General features: G+C 68.0%; 15 protein-coding genes. 4 read left to right on the plus strand and 11 right to left on the minus strand.

From position 1 onward, the window contains the following. Positions 1-15: 15 nt before the first annotated feature. The 6 genes from ACSUZC_RS02425 to leuA form a co-directional block, all read right to left on the minus strand. The gene (locus ACSUZC_RS02425; protein ID WP_439031347.1) at positions 16-1,167 is read right to left on the minus strand and encodes an acyl-CoA dehydrogenase family protein; all 1,152 of its coding nucleotides are present in this window, start codon (positions 1,165-1,167) and stop codon (positions 16-18) included. Positions 1,168-1,234: 67 nt separating this feature from the next. Then, positions 1,235-1,906, minus strand: coding sequence for a TetR/AcrR family transcriptional regulator (locus ACSUZC_RS02430; RefSeq protein WP_439031348.1), 672 nt, complete (start codon positions 1,904-1,906; stop codon positions 1,235-1,237). Next, positions 1,899-3,092 carry a thiolase family protein gene (locus tag ACSUZC_RS02435; RefSeq protein WP_439031349.1) on the minus strand — a complete coding sequence of 398 codons (1,194 nt, stop codon included), beginning with the start codon at positions 3,090-3,092 and terminating at the stop codon, positions 1,899-1,901. Before ACSUZC_RS02435 ends, ACSUZC_RS02430 begins: the two co-directional genes overlap by 8 nt. A gap of 180 nt (positions 3,093-3,272) precedes the next feature. Further along, positions 3,273-3,593 carry a putative quinol monooxygenase gene (locus ACSUZC_RS02440; RefSeq protein WP_439031350.1) on the minus strand — a complete coding sequence of 107 codons (321 nt, stop codon included), beginning with the start codon at positions 3,591-3,593 and terminating at the stop codon, positions 3,273-3,275. Between the two features lie 127 nt (positions 3,594-3,720). After that, positions 3,721-4,740, minus strand: a complete 1,020-nt coding sequence (locus tag ACSUZC_RS02445) for an LLM class flavin-dependent oxidoreductase (protein WP_439031351.1) — start codon at positions 4,738-4,740, stop codon at positions 3,721-3,723. 106 nt (positions 4,741-4,846) lie between these two features. Beyond that, positions 4,847-6,697 (minus strand): 2-isopropylmalate synthase, encoded by a 1,851-nt coding sequence (gene leuA / locus ACSUZC_RS02450; RefSeq protein ID WP_439031352.1) that lies wholly within the window; start codon positions 6,695-6,697, stop codon positions 4,847-4,849. A gap of 356 nt (positions 6,698-7,053) precedes the next feature. On the opposite strand from leuA, the gene ACSUZC_RS02455 reads away from it, so the two are divergent. Then, positions 7,054-8,457 carry an MFS transporter gene (locus tag ACSUZC_RS02455; RefSeq protein WP_439031353.1) on the plus strand — a complete coding sequence of 468 codons (1,404 nt, stop codon included), beginning with the start codon at positions 7,054-7,056 and terminating at the stop codon, positions 8,455-8,457. Positions 8,458-8,683: 226 nt separating this feature from the next. Here ACSUZC_RS02455 and ACSUZC_RS02460 read toward each other — a convergent pair whose 3' ends face one another. From ACSUZC_RS02460 to ACSUZC_RS02470, 3 genes are read right to left on the minus strand one after another with little or no spacing between them, the layout of a single operon-like run. After that, a complete protein-coding gene (locus ACSUZC_RS02460; RefSeq protein ID WP_439031354.1) occupies positions 8,684-9,574 on the minus strand; it encodes a glycoside hydrolase family 16 protein in 891 nt (296 codons plus the stop codon). A gap of 58 nt (positions 9,575-9,632) precedes the next feature. Continuing rightward, the gene (locus tag ACSUZC_RS02465) at positions 9,633-10,211 is read right to left on the minus strand and encodes a nitroreductase family protein (RefSeq protein ID WP_439031355.1); all 579 of its coding nucleotides are present in this window, start codon (positions 10,209-10,211) and stop codon (positions 9,633-9,635) included. Between the two features lie 43 nt (positions 10,212-10,254). Next, complete coding sequence (locus tag ACSUZC_RS02470; RefSeq protein WP_439031356.1) at positions 10,255-11,832, minus strand: MFS transporter; 1,578 nt, start codon at positions 11,830-11,832, stop codon at positions 10,255-10,257. Between the two features lie 159 nt (positions 11,833-11,991). On the opposite strand from ACSUZC_RS02470, the gene ACSUZC_RS02475 reads away from it, so the two are divergent. Further along, complete coding sequence (locus ACSUZC_RS02475) at positions 11,992-12,654, plus strand: TetR/AcrR family transcriptional regulator (RefSeq protein ID WP_439031357.1); 663 nt, start codon at positions 11,992-11,994, stop codon at positions 12,652-12,654. 52 nt (positions 12,655-12,706) lie between these two features. Here ACSUZC_RS02475 and ACSUZC_RS02480 read toward each other — a convergent pair whose 3' ends face one another. After that, entirely contained in the window at positions 12,707-13,957 is a 1,251-nt protein-coding gene (locus ACSUZC_RS02480; RefSeq protein ID WP_439032967.1) for a hypothetical protein, read from the minus strand. A gap of 310 nt (positions 13,958-14,267) precedes the next feature. Here ACSUZC_RS02480 and ACSUZC_RS02485 point away from each other — a divergent pair, with 310 nt between their 5' ends. Both ACSUZC_RS02485 and ACSUZC_RS02490 read left to right on the plus strand, forming a co-directional pair. Further along, the gene (locus tag ACSUZC_RS02485; protein ID WP_439031358.1) at positions 14,268-15,533 is read left to right on the plus strand and encodes an aspartate kinase; all 1,266 of its coding nucleotides are present in this window, start codon (positions 14,268-14,270) and stop codon (positions 15,531-15,533) included. 2 nt (positions 15,534-15,535) lie between these two features. Next, positions 15,536-16,561 (plus strand): aspartate-semialdehyde dehydrogenase, encoded by a 1,026-nt coding sequence (locus ACSUZC_RS02490; protein WP_439031359.1) that lies wholly within the window; start codon positions 15,536-15,538, stop codon positions 16,559-16,561. On the opposite strand, the gene ACSUZC_RS02495 is transcribed toward ACSUZC_RS02490, so the two are convergent. Further along, on the minus strand, positions 16,558-17,286 hold the full coding sequence (locus ACSUZC_RS02495; protein WP_439031360.1) for a FadR/GntR family transcriptional regulator: 729 nt from the start codon (positions 17,284-17,286) through the stop codon (positions 16,558-16,560). The genes ACSUZC_RS02490 and ACSUZC_RS02495 overlap by 4 nt on opposite strands. Positions 17,287-17,299 lie beyond the last annotated feature (13 nt).

Genomic DNA, 17,299 nt, shown 5'->3' on the forward strand with positions numbered 1-17,299 from the left:
CTCAGGCGCTGGTGGTCAGACGCCCAGGCTCTTGCCGACGATGTCCTTCATGATCTCGGTGGTGCCGCCGAAGATCGTCTGGATACGCGCATCGGTGTACGCGCGGGCGACCCGGTACTCGTTCATGTAGCCGTAGCCGCCGTGCAGCTGCAGGCAGCTGTCGATGACGCGCTTGGCCAACTCGGTACACCACCACTTGTTCTTGGAGGCGTCCACGGCGTTCAGCTCGCCGTCGAGAACGCCCTGGAGGCAGCGGTCGATGTAGACCTCGGCGATGTCGAGCTCGGTGGCCATCTCGGCGAGAGTGAAGCGGTTGGCCTGGAAGGTGCCGATCGGACGACCGAAAGCCTTGCGGTCCTTGGTGTACTGCAGCGTCTCGTCGAAGATCGCACGGGCACCGGCGATGGCACCGATACCGATCGACAGACGCTCCGACGGCAGGTTCTGCATGAGGTGGTAGAAGCCCATGCCCTCCTGGCCGAGCAGGTTCTCGACCGGCACGCGCACGTCGTTGAAGTGCAGCTCGGCGGTGTCCTGCGCCTTGAGGCCCATCTTGTCGAGCTTGCGGCCGCGCTCGAAGCCCTCCATGCCGCGCTCGACGACGAGGAGCGAGAACGCCTTGTGGCCGGCCTCGGGGTCCGGGTTGGTGCGGCACACCACGACGACGAGGTCGGAGTTGATGCCGGAGGAGATGAAGGTCTTGTTGCCGTTGAGGACGTAGTGATCGCCCTCGAGCTTCGCCGACGTCTTGATGCCGGCCAGGTCCGAACCGGCGCCCGGCTCGGTCATGGCGACGGCCAGGATGGTCTCACCGGTGGCGATGCCCGGCATCCAGCGCTTCTTCTGCTCGTCGTTGGCCAGGTGCACGAAATACGGTGCGACGACGTCGTTCTGCAGGCTCAGGCCGGGAGCGGCGCCGTCGAACTTGGCGAATTCCTCGACCACGACCGCGTTGAACCGGAAGTCGTCCATCGCGCCGCCGCCGCCGAACTCCTCGGGGATGTTGAAGCCGAGGAGACCGGCCTCGCCGGCCTTCTTGAACGCGTCGCGGTCGACCTGACCGGCGCGCGTCCACTCCTCGGTGTACGGGGCGCATTCACGCTGCAGGAACTGGCGCGCGGTGTCCCGCAAGGCCTCGTGCTCGGCTTCGAAGATGGTGCGTTTCATGGGCTTTGCCTTTCGTGAGTCTGTCCCGGTGGTGCAGAGAGTCGGTGGTGTGGAAGGTGCAGGTCGGTCAGTTGTCGTTCTCGGTGGAGTCCCGCGCGCCCACGACGCGCAGGGAGATCAGCGCGTACGACGCGGCGACCTCGGCGGGTGTGCGAGCACCCGACGGTCGATACCAGGTGGTGACCGCCTGGCACGCGCCGAAGAGATACCGGAGGACATCCTTGATGTCCTCCTCGAAGTGGAACTCGCCCGACTCGACGCCGCGCGCGATGACGTCGGCGAGCAGGTCCTCGGTCTCGGTCCGCATCGCGACATAGGGTTCGCGGCGCGGGTCCTCGACATCCAGATGGCGGAATTCGCTTGCCACGCTGGCGAGTTCGAGGTCGCTGGTCATGTGCAGGACGATCGACTCGATGGCATTGGACAACTGCTCGCTCGGCGTGCGGCCCGATTCGATGGCCGCGCCCACCCACGCCAGCACCGACGTCATCGCCGCCTCGAGCAGCTCGACGAGGATGCCGAGCTTGTTGTCGTGGTGGTAGTACAGCGTCGGCAGCGAAACCCCGGCGCGCGAGGCGATGTCGCGGATCGAGGTGCCGTGGTAACCGCGTTCGTAGAAGGCGTGTTTGGCCGCGACGAGGGTGGCCGGCAGCGGCACGGGCTCGCGCCGCCGCCAGTCCAGGCCCTCGGTGTCGATCGTGAGCTTCCGCGCGGGAGCCGTCTTGGCCGCGTCAGACACGTTCGATGATGGTGGCGTTGGCCATACCCGCGCCCTCGCACATTGTCTGTAGGCCGTAGCGCCCGCCGGTGGCCTCGAGATGGTTGACCAGCGTTCCGAGCAGGCGGGTGCCCGACGATCCGAGTGCGTGGCCCAGCGCGATGGCACCACCGCGCGGGTTCAGCTTGGCGGGATCGGCGCCGAACTCGTGTGCCCAGGCCATCGGCACCGACGCGAAGGCCTCGTTGACCTCGTAGGCGTCGAGATCGTCGATGGACAGCCCCGAACGTTCGAGGATCTTGTGCGTGGCGGGGATCGGGGCGGTCAGCATGAAGATCGGGTCGTCGCCGGCCACGGAGAACGAGTGGAACCGTGCTCGCGGGGTGAGGCCGAGCTTGGAGGCCATGGTGTCGCTCATGATGAGGGCGCCCGATGCGCCGTCGGTGAGCGGCGACGAGTTGCCGGGCGTGATGTGCCAGTTGATCTCCGGGAACCGCTGGGCGAAGTCCTCGGTGTAGAACGACGGCTTGAGGCCCGACAGGCCCTCGGGCGTGGTGGACGCGCGGACGGTCTCGTCGGCCGAGTGGGTGAAGGTCTTACCATCGGCGTCGGCGACCTCGATGGGCAGGATCTCCCGGTCGAAGAAGCCGTCGGCGGCCGCCGCCGCGGCCCGCTGATGGGACTGCGCGGCGAACGCGTCGAGCGCATCGCGGTCGAACTTCCACTTCGCTGCGACCAGCTCCGCCGAGATGCCCTGGCCGACGAGGCCGTCGGGGTAGCGGGCGGCGATGCTCGGCCCATACGGGCTGCGGCCGGCGGTGGTGAAGCCCATGGGGACGCGACTCATCGACTCGACCCCGGCGGCGATCACCACGTCGTAGGCGCCGGCGATGATGCCCTGCGCGGCGAAGTGGGCGGCCTGCTGGCTCGAACCGCACTGGCGGTCGACGGTCGTGGCGGGCACCGATTCCGGGAAGCCGGCCGACAGCAACGCCGTCCGCGAGATGTTGAGTGCCTGTTCGCCGGCCTGGCCGACGCAACCGCCGATGACGTCGTCGACGATCGCCGGATCGATGTCGTTGCGCTCGACCAGCGACCGCAGGACGGAAGCGAGCAACTCGACGGGCTTGGTCTCCGACAGCGCGCCGCCGGGTTTGCCCTTTCCGGAGGCGAGGCGGACGACGTCGACGATGACGGCTTCGGGCATGAGGGGTTCCTCTCGGGCGTGGCGTACGTCGGATCGACGCGCGGCATGGCGCGCATCACTTTATCTAACGATCGTTATACCGGTGTAGCACGCTCGTGTGCGAGGAATCAACCAGGTGGAAAGAATTCGGGCACGACGAAGTCCTCGCCCAGACGGTCCGGGCGAGGAGTTCGGCGTGCGTCAGATGGCGCCCTTGTCGGCGTCGCCGGCGGGAACCGGGGTGAAGGTCTTCACGTCGAGGGGTCCGGCCAGCAGGCCGCCGATCGCCTTGCCGAGTTCGGTGAGTGCCGGGGCACCGCCGTGGGTGGCCAGGGCCTCCATCGACTCCCAGCGCTCGATCATCACGAGGTCGGTCGAGTCGCCGGTGGCCTCGTTCAGCGCGTACTTGACGCAACCCGGCTCGGCATGGACCTGCGGGATCGCGGTGAGCACGGCGTCACGAACCGCCTGCTCCTCGCCGGGCTTGGGCGAGATGGTGGCGACGACGATGACTTCGGACATGCGGCTTGCTCCGTTCGCGGGGGTCGAGAGAGTCGGGGCCTGTGCTGATGCCGGCCGACGACACCGGACACCCCGGTGACGTTAGATCAGCCGGTCGTCTCGATGTGGCGGTTTCGTGCGCGCGCCGTCATCGCCACCCGAGGGCGGGTGCCACGTGGGTGAGGATCGACTCCAGGACATGCGCGTTGTAGTCGACGCCCAGCTGATTGGGAACGGTGAGCAGCAGGGTGTCGGCGGCGGCGATCGCTTCGTCCTCGCGCAGCTGCTCGATCAACTTGTCCGGCTCGTCGGCGTAGCTGCGGCCGAACCGGGCAGTGGTGTTGTCGATGACACCCACCTGATCCGATTCCGAACCGCCGCGCCCGAAGTAGGCGCGATCGCGGTCGTCGACGATCGCGAAGATGCTGCGGCTGACCGAGACCCGAGGCTCACGCGGATGCCCGGCATCGGCCCACGCCTTGCGGAACCGCTGAATCTGTTCGGCCTGCAGCTGATGGAAGGGCACGCCGGTGTCCTCGGTCAGCAGCGTCGAACTCATGAGGTTCATGCCCTGTTGCGCCGTCCACTCCGCGGTTGCCCGCGAACCGGCACCCCACCAGATCCGGTCACGCAGACCGGGTGACTGCGGCTCGATGGGCAGCAGGCCCGGGGGATTGGGGAACATCGGGCGGGGGTTGGGCGTGGCGAAGCCGCCACCTTCGATGACCCGCAGGAACACCTCGGTGTGCTGGCGCGCCATGTCGGCGTCGGTCGAGCCTTCCTGCGGGACGTACCCGAAATACTTGTAGCCGTCGATGACCTGCTCGGGCGATCCCCGGCTGATGCCGAGCTGGAGCCTGCCCTCCGAGATCAGATCGGCGGACCCGGCATCCTCGGCCATGTACAGCGGGTTCTCATAACGCATGTCGATGACGCCGGTACCGATCTCGATCAGACTGGTCTTCGCGCCGATCGCCGCCAGCAGAGGGAACGGCGAGGCGAGCTGACGCGCGAAGTGGTGGACACGGAAGTAGGCGCCGTCGGCACCGAGCTCCTCGGCCGCGACCGCGAGGTCGATCGACTGCAGCAACGTGTCCGCGCCGGTGCGGACCGCAGAACCGTACGCGTCCGACCAGTGGCCAAACGACAGGAAACCGATGTTCTTCATGATCGGTAAATGATACCCGGGTCCGTTTTGTTCCGGGTTGCTGTCACCTCCCCGCTGATCGGTCTGATCAGCGGGGAGGGACCGGCTCAGGGACAGCGCCGGGAGCTCAGGGCGCCCAGGTGCCGGGTGCTGCTTCTTCGTCGGCGGGGGCGGTCGAGGTGACGCGGTACGCGCGGTTCACCGCCGACACCACGGCACGCAGGCTCGCGGTGGTGATAGACGATGCGACGCCGACGCCCCACACGGTCTCACCGTTGACCTCGGTCTCCACGTATGCCGCCGCGCTGGCGTCGCCGCCCGCGGTCAGTGCGTGCTCGCTGTAGTCGAGCACCCGGACCTCGTACCCGACACTGCCCAGCGCGTCGACGAATGCCGCGAGCGGACCATTGCCCGATCCCGCGATCTCACGCTCGTTGCCCTCGACCTTCACGACCGCGGTGATGTGGTCGTCCCCGCCGTCGACCTCGGCCGCGTCGACCTTCTGGCGGATTCGCTCCAGCGGCCAGACCGGGTGAAGGTAGTTCTCCGCGAAGACATCCCACATCTCCTTGGGATTGACCTCGCCGCCCTCGCCGTCGGTGATCTTCTGGATCTCGCGGCTGAACTCGATCTGCAGGCGTCGCGGCAGATTCATGCCGTGATCGGCCTTCATGATGTAGGCGACGCCGCCCTTGCCGGACTGGCTGTTCACGCGGATGACGGCCTCGTAGTTGCGGCCGACGTCCTTGGGGTCGATCGGCAGATACGGGACAGCCCAGAGCATGTCGTCGACGTCGGTGTCGGAGCTGTCGGCGTCGACCTTCATCTGGTCGAGACCCTTGTTGATCGCGTCCTGATGGCTGCCCGAGAACGCGGTGTACACCAGGTCACCACCGTAGGGGTGACGCTCCGGCACGTTGAGCTGGTTGCAGTACTCGACCGTGCGCCGGATCTCGTCGATGTCGGAGAAGCTGATCTGCGGATCGACGCCGCGGCTGAACATGTTCATGCCCAGGGTCACCAAGCAGACGTTGCCGGTGCGCTCGCCGTTGCCGAACAAGCATCCCTCGATGCGGTCGGCGCCCGCCTGGTAGCCGAGTTCGGCTGCGGCAACCGCGGTCCCGCGGTCGTTGTGGGGGTGCAGGCTGAGGATGATCGAGTCGCGACGAGCCAGGTTGCGGTGCATCCACTCGATCGAGTCGGCGTAGACGTTGGGGGTGGCCATCTCGACGGTCGCCGGCAGGTTGAGGATCATCGGCCGCTCGGGAGTGGGGGCGATGATCTCGGTGACCGCGTCGCACACCTCCTTGGCGAAGCTCAGCTCGGTGCCCGTGTACGACTCGGGCGAGTACTCGTATCGCCAGTTGGTGTCGGGGTAGTCCTTCTGCACCTCGAGGACCTTGTGTGCGGCGTCGGTGGCGATCTTGGTGATCGCTGCCTTGTCGGCGCGGAAGACCACGCGACGCTGCAGGACCGAGGTGGAGTTGTAGAAGTGCACGATGACGTTCGACGCACCGCGGCAGGCGTCGAAGGTGCGCTCGATCAGCTCGTCCCGGCACTGGGTGAGGACCTGGATCGTCACGTCGTCGGGGATCGCGCCGTCCTCGATGATCTCGCGGACGAAGTCGTAATCGGTCTGGCTGGCCGACGGGAAACCGACCTCGATCTCCTTGTAGCCCATCCGGACCAGGAGATCGAACATGCGGCGCTTGCGCGCGGGACTCATCGGGTCGATCAGTGCCTGGTTGCCGTCGCGGAGGTCCACCGCGCACCACATCGGTGCCTTGGTGATGACCTTGTCGGGCCAGGTGCGGTCGGGAACCGAGATGGTCTCGACCTCATCGGCGAACTGGCGATATCGGTGGACGGGCATCGCCGAACTGCGCTGGGGATTCCATGTGGGCTGCCCGGCGGGAATCGGGCCGGCGGGCTCGACGATTCGGCTAGCGCCGGAGGTGAAGGTGTCTGCTGGTGCCATCGGTGGTCATTCTCCGTGTCTGGAAGGAAAGTGACCGGCGCGTGATTGGGCCCCGCGACGGAGGGCCGGTCGGTTCAGACCCCGCCGCGGCAACCGAGAAGGAGTGCGCGCTGCATGCGCCTGACTGTACTCCCCGGCGACGAAGTGACCAAAGCTGCAGGTCCGGGGGTAAATCGCGACCCCCCTCTTCGGGGGGTGCCGCGTATGCGACCCGACTCCCAGACTGTGAGATGCCTCTCAGTCGACCGTCGTGGTGACTTCCGTCATCCCGACGACGGCCGAGGTATCGGGACATGTGCCCGAGCACGACGAGCCGCCCACCCCACGCGGCCGCATGCAGAAAGGGATCAACACCAGTGACGACCATCCCCGCCGAGCCGCCGGTCATCGAACCGCCCGAACACAAGCGCACGAGTCTCCACCGTGTGGCGGCCGCGAGCTCGATCGGCACGACCATCGAGTTCTACGACTTCTTCATCTACGGCACCGCGGCCGCCCTGGTGTTCCCCACCGTGTTCTTCCCCGCAGCCGACGAGGTGACCGGCACGATCGCCTCGTTCGCGACCTTCGCGGTGGCCTTCTTCGCCCGCCCGGTCGGCGCGATGCTGTTCGGCCACTTCGGTGACCGGATCGGCCGCAAACGAACCCTCGTCTGGACCCTGCTGATCATGGGCCTCGCGACCGTGGCCATCGGCCTGCTCCCGGGCTACGAGACGGGCGTGTTCGGGTTCGCCGAGTCGGGCATCGGTGTCGCGGCACCCATCGCGCTCGTGTGCCTGCGATTCCTGCAGGGCTTCGCCGTCGGTGGCGAATGGGCCGGCGCGACGTTGCTCACCGCGGAGTACGCGCCGGCGGGCAAACGCGGCCTGTACGCGATGTTCCCGCAACTCGGTCCCGCCTTCGCCTTCTTCCTGTCGAGCCTGACGTTCCTCATCGCGAGTCTGACGCTGGGTGAGACCAGTTCGGCGTTCCTCGACTACGGCTGGCGGATTCCGTTCATCCTCTCCTTCGCTCTCGTCGCGGTCGGCCTGTGGGTGCGCCTCGCCGTCGCCGAAACCCCTGTCTTCGAAGAGGTGAAGCGGCACAGCGGTGCCGACTCCGGGACCGAGAACGGCCCGGCGCTGCCGTTCCTCGACGCGTTCCGCCACCAGTGGCGGGAGATCCTGATCGCCGGAGGCGCGCTCGCGAGCCTGTTCTCGCTCTTCTACATGGGCACCGCGTTCCTCACCAACTACGGCACGAAGTCGCTCGAGCTGTCCCGCACCTTCGTGCTGACCGCCGGGATGTGTGCCGCCGTCGTCTTCGGTCTGTCGACCGCGGCATCGGCGGTGTGGTCGGACCGGGTCGGCCGACGCCGCGTCATCCTCACGTCCTGCGCCATCGCCATTCCGTGGTCGCTGCTGCTGTTCCCGATTCTCGAGATCGGCGGCGGTTTCGCGTTCATCGTCGGACTCATCGGGACGCTGCTCATCTTCGGGATCGCCTACGGCCCGGCAGGCGCGCTCCTGCCCGAACTCTTCGAGGCGCGCTATCGCTACACCGGCGCCGGCATGGGCTACAACCTCGCCGGCATCTTCGGCGGAGCGATCCCGCCGCTGATCGCCGCACCGCTGATCGCCGGCCCCGGCGCCATCTGGGTGGGCGTACTGCTCGCCGGATTGTCGGCGGTCAGTGTCGTGTGCACGATCCTCATCGTCGAGACGAAAGACAAGACGATGCGTGCGTCGGTCACCGACGACGAGAAGGTGTTGGCCACGTAAACGTCTGTCCCGCAACCCCACACGCAACTTCGCCCCGGGCCTGTCGGCTCGGGGCGAAGTGGGTGCGGGACGTCGGTCGCGACGGCGCGTGAACGCACGGTCGACGGAATTCGATGCACGGTCGACGGAATTCGATGCACAGTCGACGGGATACGATGCACGGTCGACGGAATTGGACGCACAGTCGACGGGATCGTTCGGCGTCACCTCAGCGGGAGTCGCCCGCTCACGGGGTGTAGCGCAACCAGTCGACGGTCATGGTCGCCGGGCTCGGGGTCGTCGACGACGGGGGGCCGGGCCAGTTCCCGCCGACCGCGACATTGAGCAGTGCGTACATGGGCTTGTCGAAGACCCAGCGTTCGTCTCCGGTGAGTGAGGATCGGTTGATGGTGTGGACCGCGTTGCCGTCGATGGTGAACCGGATCTGAGACGACGTCTTGGTCACCGCATACACATGGAAGTCGCCGGGGTCGATGCCGGTGAGGTCGTGACCGCGTTCCCAGCGGCCGGCCAGCGGTCCCGGCAGCGGGAATCCGGGAATCAGGTCGGCGAGCGAGATGCCGAGCGAGCCGGTGGCGGTACCGAGGGTCGTCGGACCGTGGGCTCCCACGCGCACCCAGTCCGCGGTGTTGATCGTCTCCGCGATGTCGACCTCGCCGACGGCCGGATATCCGGCGGAGTCGATGTCGCTGCCCAACAGCCAGAACGCCGGGTGCAGTCCGCGACCCTGCGGCAGAGATATCCGCGCGGAGATCGTGCCGTAGGTGAACTCGAAACTGTCCTTCGTGGTGAGCCGGGCCGAGGTCCAACCGCCCGTCGCGGCCCGACGCGCCTCGATGAGCAGGTTGCCGTTGCCGTCGAGTCGCGAGTTGAGCCTGTCGGCGGTGTAGTTCTGCACCTCGTTGTTGCCCCACCCGCCGGCGCCGGTCTCGTGGTTCAGCGCCGACGGCATCGTGCCTGCCGCGCCGTCGAATTCGAGGCTGAAAGGGTCGTCGGCATGTGCGGGCGCCGGGCCGGACAGCATCGTCGTCGCGGTCAGCGCCGCGACGGCGACGGCGGCGGCGAGGTGTGTCCTCGGCCGGCGGCGGAAACCTCGTAGGAGGGGTGAGGCAGTCATGCAGAAGAAGTACCACAAGTCGCTTCTGCCACATAAACCTCTTTGGTCACACCAGTATCTACATGGCCGGTAGCTCCGGGAAGGCCGACGTTCCCCATCGCCGGGCAAAAGCGACCTCGTCGAGAGGCAGACGGGTTCGGGGTTTCTCGTCGCGGGCGCGGATGTCCTCGGGTAGCGACGACGGTTCTGCCAGCGCTCCGATGCCGAGCAGGACCAGCGGCCGCTTGTCGGCGGGGATGCCGAAGGCGTCGCGCGCGGTCTCGGCGTCGAACCCGGCCATCGGATGCGCGTTGAAACCCAGTGCCTGCGCCTGCAGGATCATCTGCCCGACGGCCAGACCGCAGTCCACCGCCGCGTAGGTGTGCGCTGTGGCGTCGTCGGGATCGTCGGTGGTGCACACCAGGATCAGCGCGGCGGAGCGAGGTGCCCAACCGGCGTTACCCCGGGTCAGTACGCCGGTCAGGGCGGCGAAGGTCGGATCGTCGCGTCGGCCGACGACGAATCGCACCGGCTGCACGCGGCCCCACGTCGGAGCCCACCGGCCGGCGTCGACGATGGTCGCCACGTCCTCGACGGAGATGGACGCGGTCGGGTCGTAGCCGCGTGCGCTCCACCGGCCCGAGATCAGTTCGTGCATCAGCCCGAGGGTAGCCGCGGCCGCCGAACCCGGCGGGTGAGCGTCAGTCGGCGCGAGCCGGTGCGGCTGCCTCGGCGTCGGGCACGCGCACCTCGGCGACCTGGGCATCGGGGTCCGCCGGGGCATCGCGCAGAACGACGAGGAGGACCACCGCGAGGGCCAGGAGGGCGATCCCGGTCGCGAGCGAGGCCGCATGCATACCGTCGACGAACGCCTGCTTGGCCGCCGTGGCCAGGCCCTCCCCGGCCGGTCCCATGTCGGTCGAGCGGTGCAGTGTCTCGCCGAGGGTGTCGCCGAACGACCAGCCGTCGTTGCCGGCGCGGAACACCAGCGTCGCGAGCGAGCCCAGCAGGGCGAGTCCCATCGCGGTGCCGAGTTCGAAGCTGGTCTCCGAGATGCCCGAGGCGGCGCCCGACCGCTCCGGCGGAACCGATCCGACGACCACGACCGACACCAGGCTGAACTGGATGCCGTAGCCGACGCCGGCGATCGTGGTGCACAGGATGTACACCCACACCGGTGACGACGTGCCGAGCGCGAGCAATCCGAGGTTGCCCGCCGCCGCGAGGGCGATCGAACTCAGGAAGGCCAGGCGCGTTCCCACGATCGAGGCCACCTTGGTGGCGCCGACCGAGAACACCGCAACCGCAACGGCCATGGGCAGGCCCGCGATCGCCGCGGCGAGCACGTCGTGGCCCATCACCGACTGCAGGTAGACGCCGGTGAGGTAGGACATCCCGCCCAGGGCCATCATGCCGATGAGCGCCACACCGACCGCCGCGCTGAACTGGGTGTTGGCGAACAACTTGAGGTCGAGAAGCGGTGCCGCGATGCGTCGCTGGTGGAGCAGGAACGCGACGAGGAGGGCCGCGCCCACCACCCCTGCGGCGATGACGCCGGCGCTGGCGCCCTCACTGGCGACCGTCTTCACCGCATAGACCAGCGGGAGGATTCCGGCCATCGACAGCACGACGCCGAGCACGTCGAACGGCTCACTCGAGGCTGCCCGGTACTCCGGGATCAGACGGGGTCCGAACACGAACAGCATCACGAGGACCGGCACGTTGATCAGGAACACCACACCCCACCAGAAGTGGTGCAACAGCACGCCTCCGATGACCGGCCCGACCGCGCTGCCGCCGGCGAACGCCGCTGTCCACACGCCGATGGCCCGGCCACGGTCGCGGGCATCGGGGAACATGTTGGCGATCAGGGACAGGCTGGACGGCAGAAGGGTCGCTCCGCCCACGCCCATCAGCGCACGCGCCGCGATCAGCACACCGGCAGACGGGGCGAAGGCGGCGATCACCGAGGCGACGCCGAACAGGCCCGCACCGGCGAGGAGTATGCGCCGGCGGCCGACGCGGTCGCCGACGTTGCCCATCGTGATCAGCAGACCTGCGATGAGGAAGCCGTAGATGTCGAGGATCCACAACTGCTCGGACGCCGACGGTGCGAGCGCGTCGGTGATGGACGGGATGGCCAGGTACAGCACCGAGACGTCCATCGAGACCAGGAACACCGGCAGGGTGAGTACGGCCAGGCCCAGCCACGTACGTCGGTCGGCGGAACCCGGTGTGCTCGGGTGGAGCCGATTCGACGGGTCGAGCTGGGCGGACATGATCTCCTCCTTCAACGGCAGGCTCGTGCCTGGCGGACTTCTACGGCAGCCGCAGGCGCGGCACGGCGTACGGTGTACGGTGTACGCGGGTCAGGGTACGGGTGTGAGTACGCTGTACGCAATCGCAATATTCCCGCCCTGAGCAGGAGGAACTCGAAAGTGACGTCCGACACCTCGAAGCTGTCGCCGGCGACCATCGTCGATGCCGCGATCGCAGTTGCCGACGAGGACGGGCTCGGTTCGCTGTCGATGAGGCGGGTCGCCGACCGGCTCGGGGTCGGTGCGATGTCGCTGTACCGACACGTGGCCGACAAAGACGCGCTGCTGCAGGCGATGTCCTCCGAGGTCGGTCGCCGTTTTCCGTACCCCGTCGACACCGCCCCGGGATGGCGCGACCGGGTCCAGGCCGCCGTCGACATCGAGTGGCAGCTGTATACGCGCCACCCGTGGGTCGTGCTGGCCTACTCATCACTCCGCCACAGTTACGGGGAGGATTCGCTCACCAGTCTGGACTGGCTCGCGGCCGGGTTCCTCGACCTCGGCGTGGATATCGAACGTGCCACCGACATGGCGTTGTCGGTGTGGAGTTTCGTCCACGGCGTCGCGATCGTCGCGGTCAGCGACCAGTTGCTCCACGACGACGCGCTGCTGCCGTCCGCCGGACTCGCCGAGGTGATCTCGGGCGAATCGGAGGTCGGGGTCCCGTCGCATCTCGCCCGCCTCGCCGGGCGACGCGACGCCGCACGTCTCCTCGATCCCCGAGCCCGGCTCGACGTCGGCATCGACTACCTCTGCCGGGGGTTCGCCGCCTCGGCCGAGTGACGGCCCGCCCCCGCTCCTCGCACGTCGGGAAGCACGGACTCGGGCGGGCAGGTCACATGGCGTGCGGGAACACCGTGAGCATGTGGGCGCCGAACCACGAGCTGCCGACGACGATCGGCACGACGACGAGGCCGGCGACCGCGGGCCGCATCCGGGCCAGCGCCATCGCGAGCGGGATCAGCAGAACGAAGGCGGGGAGCAGCAACCGCGGCCGGCTCATCATCAGCCCGCTCGAGAGCACGATCTGGGCGACCAGCAGCGAGCCGTACAGCAGGACCGGCCACGGCAATCGTGCCCAGACCGCGACGCCCAGCATGGCGATCGTGCTGAGGACGATCCACGACGTCGCCACCGGCGCGATCTCGGCGGAGTGCACGAGCATCTCGTTGACGAACCGGAGAGCGGCGGCACCCCCGTCGAACTCGGTGTCCCACCCCTCGGTCTGGATGCGGAACCAGCCGGTCGGTGATCCGGTGTGCGCCCAGACCACCCCGAGGTAGGCGAGGTATCCGAGGGGGCTGATGACCATCGCGACCGCCGCATGGGCGCGAGTGCGGCGGGTGACGGAGTCACCGGACCGCCACAGGAACAGGATCGCCGCGAGGATCACGACTCCGATGACGACCGCGGCTGTCGGTCGGCAGAGTCCGCTGACCGCGGCCATCGTGCCGGCGAGAAGCCATCGCCGCTCGAGAACGCCGACCAGTGCCCACACGGCGAGCGCACAGAACAGCGCCTCGGTGTAGGCCATGTTCAACACGATCGACATGGGTGTCGCGGCGAACAGCACCACCAGGAACAGCCCGGTTCCGCGTTCGGGTGCCGGGCCGATGGGCGACCGCCGGGCCGAGAACCATCCGGTGCCGCGCTCGGATGCCGATCCGAGGAGTGACCGTCGGGCCATCACACGGGCGCACACCATGCCCAGGCGGGCGGCGCCGACGGCGGCCACGCATCCCAGGACGAGGTTGACCGAGATCGCGGCGCCGAACGGACTGATGCCGGGGAGCTTCGCGATCGCGCCGACGAGGTACGGGTAGCCGGGAAAGAAGGCATAGGCGGTGTCGACGGTGTGGATGCCGCGCGCATCGGTGAGCGCGTAGGGCACCCCGTCGTAGCCATGTGTGGCGATGGCCAGCATCCACTGTCCGTCCCACACGGTGAGCGACGCGCCGAGCGTCGTGTCCCGTAGGTCGGCGAACCGGGCGAGCGTGAGTATCCCGATGGCGCGGATCACCAGGAACACGACGAGGGCGTCGATCCACCAGCGGTGGCGCCGGAAGAGGGTCGACGATGAGGTCAACGGACCGAAGAGCGCCGTCCTCGCCGATGAGAGCCGACCGGTTGTGCCGGCCCCGGACCGCCGGACTCCCGGCGGGGACTCGGCGGGCGACGCGGCCTCGACACCGGAACGGCGTCCCGTGTCGCCGACGTCGGTAGAGGAGGCCACGCGAGAGATCCTAGAGCGGAACGGGTCGCCGCGGCCCAGATGGGTTCGCTACGGCGGGTGCGCACAGAGACCAGGTCAGGGCATCCTCAGACTCCCCGGTAAGGTTGTCCCGGCAAGTTGACGTCTATCGACCGGCACTCTGGCCGGCGGGAGGTAACTCGACGTGGCCCTCGTGGTGCAGAAGTACGGCGGATCCTCGGTCGCAACGGCCGAACGCATCCGTCGCGTCGCCGAGCGCATCGTCGAGACCAAGAAGCAGGGCAACGACGTCGTTGTGGTCGTGTCGGCGATGGGAGACACCACCGACGAGTTGCTCGACCTCGCCCAGCAGGTCAACCCGGCGCCGCCGGCTCGCGAGATGGACATGCTGCTGACCTCCGGTGAGCGGATCTCGAACTCGCTCGTCGCGATGGCGATCAGCTCGATGGGTGCGCAGGCGCAGTCGTTCACGGGCTCGCAGGCCGGCGTGATCACAACCAGCAGCCACGGCAAGGCCAAGATCATCGACGTGACCCCGAGCCGGGTCCGCAGCGCCCTCGACGAGGGAAAGATCGTGCTGGTGGCCGGATTCCAGGGCGTCTCGCAGGACACCAAGGACGTCACCACCCTCGGTCGCGGCGGGTCGGACACCACCGCGGTCGCGCTCGCCGCGGCACTCGAGGCGGATGTCTGCGAGATCTACACCGACGTCGACGGCGTCTACTCCGCGGACCCGCGCATCGTGCCCGACGCACGCAGGCTGGACACCGTCAGCTTCGAGGAGATGCTCGAGCTGGCCGCCTGTGGCGCCAAGGTGCTGATGCTGCGCTGCGTCGAATACGCCCGCCGCTACAACGTTCCCGTTCACGTGCGCTCGTCGTACTCGACCAAACCCGGCACCGTGGTGACCGGATCGATGGAGGACATTCCCGTGGAAGAAGCCATTCTCACCGGCGTCGCACATGATCGCAGCGAGGCCAAGATCACCGTCGTCGGGCTCGACGACAAGCCCGGTTACGCCGCGCGGGTGTTCCGCGCCGTCGCCGACGCGGAGATCAACATCGACATGGTGCTGCAGAACGTCTCCAAGATCGACACCGGCAAGACCGACATCACCTTCACCCTCCCGCGCGAGCTCGGACCTCTCGGGGTGGAGAAGCTCACCAAGCTGCAGCAGGAGATCGGCTTCACCGATCTTCTCTACGACGACCACATCGGCAAGGTGTCGCTGGTCGGAGCGGGTATGAAGTCGCACCCGGGCGTGACCGCCACGTTCTGTGAGGCACTCAGCGAGGCCGGCGTCAACATCGAGCTGATCTCCACCTCGGAGATCCGTATCTCGGTGCTGTGCCGCGACACCGAACTCGACGACGCGGTGCGCGCTCTGCATGCCGCGTTCGATCTCGGCGGCGAAGAAGAAGCCGTCGTCTACGCCGGAACGGGGCGATAACAGTGGGCGTACGTATCGGAGTCGTGGGCGCGACCGGTCAGGTCGGCGCCGTCATGCGAACCCTGTTGGCCGAGCGCAACTTCCCGGCCGACGAGGTGCGGTTCTTCGCGTCGTCGCGTTCGGCGGGCAAGAAGCTGCCGTGGGGCGACGGCGAGATCGTCGTCGAAGACGCCTCGACCGCCGACCCGTCGGGTCTGGACATCGCGCTGTTCTCCGCGGGCGCCACGATGTCGCGCGAGCAGGCACCGCGGTTCGCCGCAGCCGGGGTCACCGTCATCGACAACTCGTCGGCGTGGCGCAAGGATCCCGATGTGCCGCTGGTGGTCTCGGAGGTCAACGGCGAACTGGCGAAGAACCCGCCGAAGGGCATCATCGCCAACCCCAACTGCACCACCATGGCCGCCATGCCGGTGCTCAAGCCGCTGCACGACGAAGCCGGCCTGCAGCGCCTCATCGTCTCCAGCTACCAGGCGGTCTCGGGCAGCGGTCTGGCCGGCGTCGAGGAGCTCGCCGGTCAGGTGCGTGCGGTTGCCGGTGAGGCCGAGAAGCTGGTCCATGACGGATCGGCTGTCGACTTCCCCGCGCCGAACAAGTACGTCGCGCCGATCGCTTTCAACGTGCTGCCCCTGGCCGGTTCGCTCGTCGACGACGGTTCGGGGGAGACCGACGAGGATCAGAAGCTGCGCAACGAATCTCGCAAGATCCTCGGCCTCCCGGAACTGCTCGTGAGCGGTACCTGCGTGCGCGTGCCCGTGTTCACCGGACACTCGTTGTCGATCAACGCCGAGTTCGCGAATCCGCTGTCGGTGACGCGCGCCCAGGAGATCCTCGGTGCGGCAACCGGTGTGGAGCTCGCCGACGTGCCGACGCCGCTGGCCGCCGCGGGCAAGGATGTATCGCTGGTCGGCCGGATCCGCCAGGACCCGAGTGTGCCCGAGGGCCGTGGGCTCGCGCTCTTCGTCTCGGGGGACAACCTTCGAAAGGGCGCAGCGCTCAACACCATTCAGATCGCCGAGCTGTTGGTCTAGAGTCCCTCAGGCTGCACGGAGGTCTCCTCGGAGACCGCCGCCGCCGCCTCGAGGATGATCGCCCGCATCGACGCCTCCGCGACCTCCGGGTCGCGGAGGCGTATTGCTCTGGCCACGTCGTCGTGCAACGCGATCGCCGACGGATTCGGCGTCGCGGGCATCATTCCGTGATGGGTGCGCCCGGCGAGCACCTCGTTGACCACGCCGGTCAGCGAACGGAACATCTCGTTGCCGCTCGCCTCGAGTAGGGTTCGGTGGAACACCTTGTCGGCCAACAGGTATGACTCGAGGTCGCCGGTGCGGCCGTGTACCGACATGTCCGACACCGCCGCGGCGAGGATGCGGCACTGGTGCTCGTTCGCGCGCTCGGCGGCCAGCGCCGCCGCCACCGGCTCGAACCCGCGGCGCAGCTCCGACAGGGTGGCCAGGAACTCGGCGCGATCGGAGTCGTCGAGACGCCACCGGATGAGCCGGGGATCGAACACGCTCCACCGGGTGCGCGGCTGGATGGTGATCCCGACGCGTCGTCTCGAGGCGACGAGGCCCATCGACTCGAGGACCCGGATCACCTCCCGCGCCACCGTCCGGGAGACCCCGTGGGTCGCGCAGATCGAGTCGAGGGTCAGCACGCTGCCCGCGGGCTGCGCGCCCGAGACGATGCGCCGACCTATGGCGGCGAGGATCTCGTCGTGCCGCTCTCCGATCCCTGGTGTGCCCTGACTCACCGGTTCATCTTCT

The sequence above is a fragment of the Gordonia terrae genome (assembly GCF_051789125.1).
In the GTDB taxonomy this organism is placed as follows: Bacteria; Actinomycetota; Actinomycetes; order Mycobacteriales; family Mycobacteriaceae; genus Gordonia; species Gordonia terrae_A.

What these genes read in the sequence shown, in the direction of transcription:
- ACSUZC_RS02425 (WP_439031347.1), bottom strand. Translation starts at nt 1,167, where the DNA reads ATGAAACGCACCATCTTCGAAGCCGAGCACGAGGCCTTGCGGGACACC.
- ACSUZC_RS02435 (WP_439031349.1), bottom strand. Translation starts at nt 3,092, where the DNA reads ATGCCCGAAGCCGTCATCGTCGACGTCGTCCGCCTCGCCTCCGGAAAG.
- ACSUZC_RS02440 (WP_439031350.1), bottom strand. Translation starts at nt 3,593, where the DNA reads ATGTCCGAAGTCATCGTCGTCGCCACCATCTCGCCCAAGCCCGGCGAG.
- ACSUZC_RS02445 (WP_439031351.1), bottom strand. Translation starts at nt 4,740, where the DNA reads ATGAAGAACATCGGTTTCCTGTCGTTTGGCCACTGGTCGGACGCGTAC.
- leuA (WP_439031352.1), bottom strand. Translation starts at nt 6,697, where the DNA reads ATGGCACCAGCAGACACCTTCACCTCCGGCGCTAGCCGAATCGTCGAG.
- ACSUZC_RS02460 (WP_439031354.1), bottom strand. Translation starts at nt 9,574, where the DNA reads ATGACTGCCTCACCCCTCCTACGAGGTTTCCGCCGCCGGCCGAGGACA.
- ACSUZC_RS02465 (WP_439031355.1), bottom strand. Translation starts at nt 10,211, where the DNA reads ATGCACGAACTGATCTCGGGCCGGTGGAGCGCACGCGGCTACGACCCG.
- ACSUZC_RS02470 (WP_439031356.1), bottom strand. Translation starts at nt 11,832, where the DNA reads ATGTCCGCCCAGCTCGACCCGTCGAATCGGCTCCACCCGAGCACACCG.